Source organism: Streptomyces pathocidini (assembly GCF_001418495.1).
In the GTDB taxonomy this organism is placed as follows: Bacteria; Actinomycetota; Actinomycetes; order Streptomycetales; family Streptomycetaceae; genus Streptomyces; species Streptomyces pathocidini.
This window is the reverse complement of record NZ_LIQY01000459.1, coordinates 1-4,691: the sequence shown is the minus strand read 5'-3', so window position 1 is coordinate 4,691 and position 4,691 is coordinate 1. Positions and strand designations below refer to the sequence as shown.

The following is a 4,691-nucleotide window of genomic DNA, read 5'->3' as shown; positions in this document are numbered from 1 at the left end:
ACGAGCCCGTGCAGCAGCTGAGCCCGCTGGCGCTGCGCGGCCGCGGCCCGGACAACATCACCTGCATCGTGGCCGACGTCCTGGACGTGGACGGCTCCGACACCCTCGCCGGGCAGCTCAACGACACCCCGGTCGTGGTCGGCGCGGTCGCGGAGAACCCGCACCACCTCAACGACAACGGCGCCATGCAGACCCCGGCCGGCCGGGCAGCCGGGCTCGGCCGGCCGGGGTCTGCATGGCGCCGTTGTCGTTGAGGTGGTGCGGGTTCTCCGCGACCGCGCCGACCACGACCGGGGTGTCGTTGAGCTGCCCGGCGAGGGTGTCGGAGCCGTCCACGTCCAGGACGTCGGCCACGATGCAGGTGATGTTGTCCGGGCCGCCGCCGCGCAGCGCCAGCTGGATCAGCTGCTGCACGGTCTCGTGCGGGCCCTGGTAGCCGGCGAGGGTGTCCTCGAGAGTCTGGTGGCTCACGACGCCGGACAGGCCGTCGGAGCAGATCAGATAGCGGTCCCCGGCGCGGACCTCGCGGATCGACAGATCCGGCTCGACGTGCTCGCCGCTGCCCAGCGCGCGCATCAGCAGCGAGCGCTGCGGATGCGTGGTGGCCTCCTCCTCGGTGATCCGGCCCTCGTCGACCAGCCGCTGGACCCAGGTGTGGTCCTGCGTGATCTGCGTCAGCAGGCCGTCCCGCAGCAGGTACGCGCGCGAGTCGCCCACGTGGACCAGGCCGAGCCGTCGGCCGGTCCACAGCAGGGCGGTCAGCGTCGTGCCCATGCCCTCCAGCTGCGGGTCCTCCTCGACCATGACGCGCAGCTGCTCGTTGGCGCGCTGCACGGCGCTGCCGAGCGAGGTGAGCAGGTCGGAGCCGGGGACGTCGTCGTCGAGCTGGACGAGGGTGGAGATCACCTCGGAGCTGGCGACCTCACCGGCCGCCTGGCCGCCCATGCCGTCGGCGACGGCGAGCAGCCGGGGGCCGGCGTAGCCCGAGTCCTCGTTGCCTTCGCGGATCATGCCTTTGTGCGACCCGGCGGCGAAGTGCAGTGACAGACTCATGCGCACCTCGCCCGTCGGCTCGGGGTACATCCGCACGGTGCCCACCCTCCGGTCGGGAGCGCGCTCGGACGGGCCGCGCCGCGGCCCGGAAAGGCCTTCGGCGCGGCCGGGGCCCGCTCGCTCCGCTCGCTCATTCTCGTACTACTTCCGCAGCTCGATGACGGTCTTGCCGATGCGGATCGGCGCGCCCAGCGGAATCGGGGTCGGGGTGGTGAGTCGGGTCCGGTCGAGATACGTGCCGTTGGTGGACCCGAGATCCTCGACGATCCACTGGCCGTCACGGTCCGGGTAGATCCTGGCATGCCGACTCGACGCGTAGTCGTCGTCGAGCACGATCGTCGAGTCGTGGGCCCGGCCGAGGGTGATCGTCTGCCCCTGGAGGGCGACCGTGGTGCCCGTCAGGGTGCCTTCGGAGACCACGAGCTTGGTGGGGGCGCCGCGGCGCTGCCGCCCGCCGCCCCGGCCGCTCGGCTGGCTGCGCTGCTGCGGCGGCTGCTGGCGCCCGGGCCGGGCGGCCTGCTCGGCGCCCCGCCGGGACGCACGCTGTGTGACGCGCGTGCCGAACAGGTCGCTGCGGATGACCTGCACGGCCACGATGACGAACAGCCACAGTACGGCGAGAAAGCCCAGCCGCATGACCGTCAGGGTCAGCTCTGACATTGCCCCCGCTTCACCCTTCGGCTTGCCGGAAAACGATGGTGGTGCTGCCCACGACGATCCGCGAGCCGTCGCGGAGCGTAGCGCGGGCGGTGTGCTGCCCGTCCACCACGATGCCGTTGGTGGATCCCAGATCCTGGATCGTCGAGGGCGTGCCGGTCCGGATCTCGCAGTGCCGGCGGGAGACGCCGGGGTCGTCGATCCGCACATCCGCCTCGGTGCTGCGGCCCAGCACCATGGTCGGCCGGGAGATCTGGTGGCGGGTGCCGTTGATCTCGATCCAGCGGCGGGTCGTCCCGCCGGGCGCCTGGCCCTCGCCCGTACCCGGCATCCGGGACACGGGGGACGGGCCGCCGCTCTGCCGGGCGCCGGGGGGCGGCGCCGCGGGCATGGGCGGGGCGCCTGCGGGCTGCCCGGCGTAGCCGCCGCGGCCGGGGCTCTGGGACTCGCTCGAGGCGAGGGTGCGGCTGCGCACGCGGTACAGGCCGGTGTCGAGGTCCTCGGCCTTCTCCAGGTGGACCTTGATCCCGCCCATGAAGGTATAGCGCTGCTGCTTCGCGTAGTCGCGCACCATCCCGGCGAGCTCGTCGCCGAGCTGGCCGGAGTACGGGCTGAGGCGCTCGTAGTCCGGGGCGCTCAGCTCGACGATGAAGTCGTTGGGGACCACCGTCCGGTCGCGGTTCCAGATGGTGGCGTTGTTGTCGCACTCGCGCTGGAGCGCCCCGGCGATCTCGACGGGTTGCACCTCGGACTTGAACACCTTGGCGAAGGTGCCGTTCACGAGACCCTCGAGACGCTGCTCGAAGCGTTTCAGTACTCCCACCGGGCACCTCCTTCCTCGATGCGTTCCTCAGTGCCGTCCTGATACTGCTTACTGATCGTATCCACGAGCGCCAAACACAGGTGGTTCCCATTCCCGGGCCGACTGTCGAGTGTCGCCGCTCACAAGCGCCTCCTTCAGTGGCCACGGGACCCGGCCGCGGGCGGACCGGCCATACCGGATCGTAGAGGCCGTTCCCTTGGACAGTGTCCCGCAACCGTGACCGTGCTCGGGTCCGCGTTCGGATGCGAAGCGGTGGCCGGGGGCCCGCCGAGCGCGCGCTGGGCGCGCGTGGTGGGGCGAGCCCGCCCGCGCGGGGCGGTCCCGGCCGGCGAGGCCTGTGACCAAGTCGACGGGGGCTGTGACCAACACGACAAAGGCCCCGCAGATCGTGAGATCCGCGGGGCCTTTCGCTGTGCGCGAGGGGGGAGTTGAACCCCCACGCCCTTTCGGGCACTGGAACCTGAATCCAGCGCGTCTGCCTATTCCGCCACCCGCGCATGGGTGTTGCCGAATGTTTCCCCCACGGTCCCGAACCGACCGGCTGGTCCGTCCGTTCCGTGTGGAGCGCCTTCCGACATCCAGAAGATTAGCACGCTGGCAGGGGTGGGTTCACACGCCTATTCCCCGCCCCGGGGGACGCCGGGTGGCGCAGTCTCCGGGGCTCGGGACCGGGTGTCAGGCGCTCAGGCGGGCGGCGAGCTTCCTGGCCTTCTCGGTCGCGTCCTGGTGCGCCTTGGCGCGCGAGGCGTCGGCCAGCTCGATCAGGTCCGCCATCGCCGGGGTCGTACGGGCGAGGGTCAGTTCCGGGACGATGAAGTCGACCTCCAGACCGAGCATGCCGCCCAGCAGCTTCTCCAGGTAGGTCTGCACGAACTCGAAGCCCTCGCGCGGGGTGCCCGGCGCGTACGACCCGCCGCGGCTGGCGACCACGGTGACCGGGGTGCCCGCGGCGGACGGGGAGTCGCCGCCGGTGCGGCCCATCAGGATCACGTGGTCGAGCCAGGCCTTGAGCGTGGACGGGATCGTGAAGTTGTACATCGGGGCGCCGATGAGCACGGCGTCGGCCTGCTCCAGCTCCTCGATGAGCGCGAGCCGCGCGGCCCAGGCCGCCTGCTGCTCAGGGGTGTGGCCGGCCGGATCGGAGAAGCCCGCGGAGATCGCGGTGGCGTCGATGTGCGGCACCGGGTCCGCGGCCAGGTCGCGGTAGACCACCGTGCCGTCCGGGTTCTCCCGCTGCCAGGCCTCGCGGAAGGAGGCGGCGACGTCGCGGGAGGCGGAGGCGCCCTGCGGGAAGGCGGAGGAGTCGATGTGGAGGAGCGTGGGCATGGGGGTCTCCTTGCTGGGAGGGGTGCGGTGGTTGCCGTGGTCCCCGGTGGTTGAAATCCGTATGCAGCTATTCTTAGCACAGTCACTTACTTTTTCGCAGTCCCAAACGGGGACGCAGTACGCTGGGCCCATGGCGGACCAGGGCGAGTGTCAGGGCGCGCGGGAGTGCAGCGAGGTCGACATCGGTATGACCCGGGTGTTCGCGCTGCTCGGAAAGCGGTGGACCGGCCTGATCGTGACCGTGCTGATGCAGCGCGCGGTGCACTTCGCCGAGCTGCGCCGGGCGATCCCGGGCATCAGCGAGCGGATGCTCTCGGACCGGCTGACCGAGCTGACGGCCGCGGGCCTGGTCCTGCGCGAGGTCGACGCGGGCCCGCCGCTGCGGGTCTCGTACCGGCTGACCGAGGCGGGGCGGGGGCTGGAGTCCTCGCTGCGGGAGCTGGGGCGGTGGGCGGAGAAGTACCTGCCGGACGCGGGCGGTTGCCCGAAGGAGTTCAGGAAGTAGCCGGAAGCGGTGGGCGGGCCGAGGGGGCCTGTGGAGCGGTGAGCGGGTTGTGAGCCCCCTGTGGAGAGGGGTGCCTCCTGTGGAGCGGTGAGTGGGCCGCCGCAGGTGCTCCTACGGTGGGCCGGGCAGGTGCCTCTATGGCCGACCGGACAGTCGCCTCTATGGGGTGTGCGCCGTCGCTGGTCGCGGTTCTCCGCTCGCTTCTCCGTTGCCCACGGAGAGTTATCCACAGGGCCTGCGGGTTTTCGGCCACCGGGGGTACGGTCGTGGCCAGTTGATGTGACCAGTCGACGTGGCGGGTTGACGCCGGGGCGGGGCACGGGGGAG

At 71.5% G+C, this 4,691-nt stretch carries 4 protein-coding genes, 1 tRNA gene and 2 pseudogenes; 2 read left to right on the top strand and 5 right to left on the bottom strand.

Going from position 1 to position 4,691, the window contains the following annotated elements:
* Window positions 1–254, top strand: a pseudogene (locus AOK16_RS25985) (protein phosphatase); the annotation flags it as partial.
* Here the strand turns inward: AOK16_RS25985 and AOK16_RS20295 are convergent.
* From AOK16_RS20295 to AOK16_RS20275, 5 genes and pseudogenes are all read right to left on the bottom strand, one after another.
* Window positions 196–1,053: pseudogene (locus tag AOK16_RS20295) on the bottom strand (Stp1/IreP family PP2C-type Ser/Thr phosphatase); the annotation flags it as partial. The pseudogenes AOK16_RS25985 and AOK16_RS20295 overlap by 59 nt on opposite strands.
* A gap of 141 nt (window positions 1,054–1,194) precedes the next feature.
* Complete coding sequence (locus AOK16_RS20290) at window positions 1,195–1,713, bottom strand: FHA domain-containing protein FhaB/FipA (protein ID WP_055473624.1); 519 nt, start codon at window positions 1,711–1,713, stop codon at window positions 1,195–1,197.
* Window positions 1,714–1,723: 10 nt separating this feature from the next.
* A complete protein-coding gene (locus AOK16_RS20285; RefSeq protein ID WP_055473623.1) occupies window positions 1,724–2,533 on the bottom strand; it encodes an FhaA domain-containing protein in 810 nt (269 codons plus the stop codon).
* A 413-nt stretch (window positions 2,534–2,946) separates the two neighbouring features.
* Window positions 2,947–3,030 (bottom strand) — tRNA-Leu (locus AOK16_RS20280).
* Between the two features lie 178 nt (window positions 3,031–3,208).
* Complete coding sequence (locus tag AOK16_RS20275) at window positions 3,209–3,859, bottom strand: FMN-dependent NADH-azoreductase (RefSeq protein WP_055473622.1); 651 nt, start codon at window positions 3,857–3,859, stop codon at window positions 3,209–3,211.
* A gap of 130 nt (window positions 3,860–3,989) precedes the next feature.
* Between AOK16_RS20275 and AOK16_RS20270 the strand changes: the two genes are divergently transcribed.
* Window positions 3,990–4,364 carry a winged helix-turn-helix transcriptional regulator gene (locus tag AOK16_RS20270; protein ID WP_055473621.1) on the top strand — a complete coding sequence of 125 codons (375 nt, stop codon included), beginning with the start codon at window positions 3,990–3,992 and terminating at the stop codon, window positions 4,362–4,364.
* The last annotated feature ends 327 nt before the right edge of the window (window positions 4,365–4,691 follow it).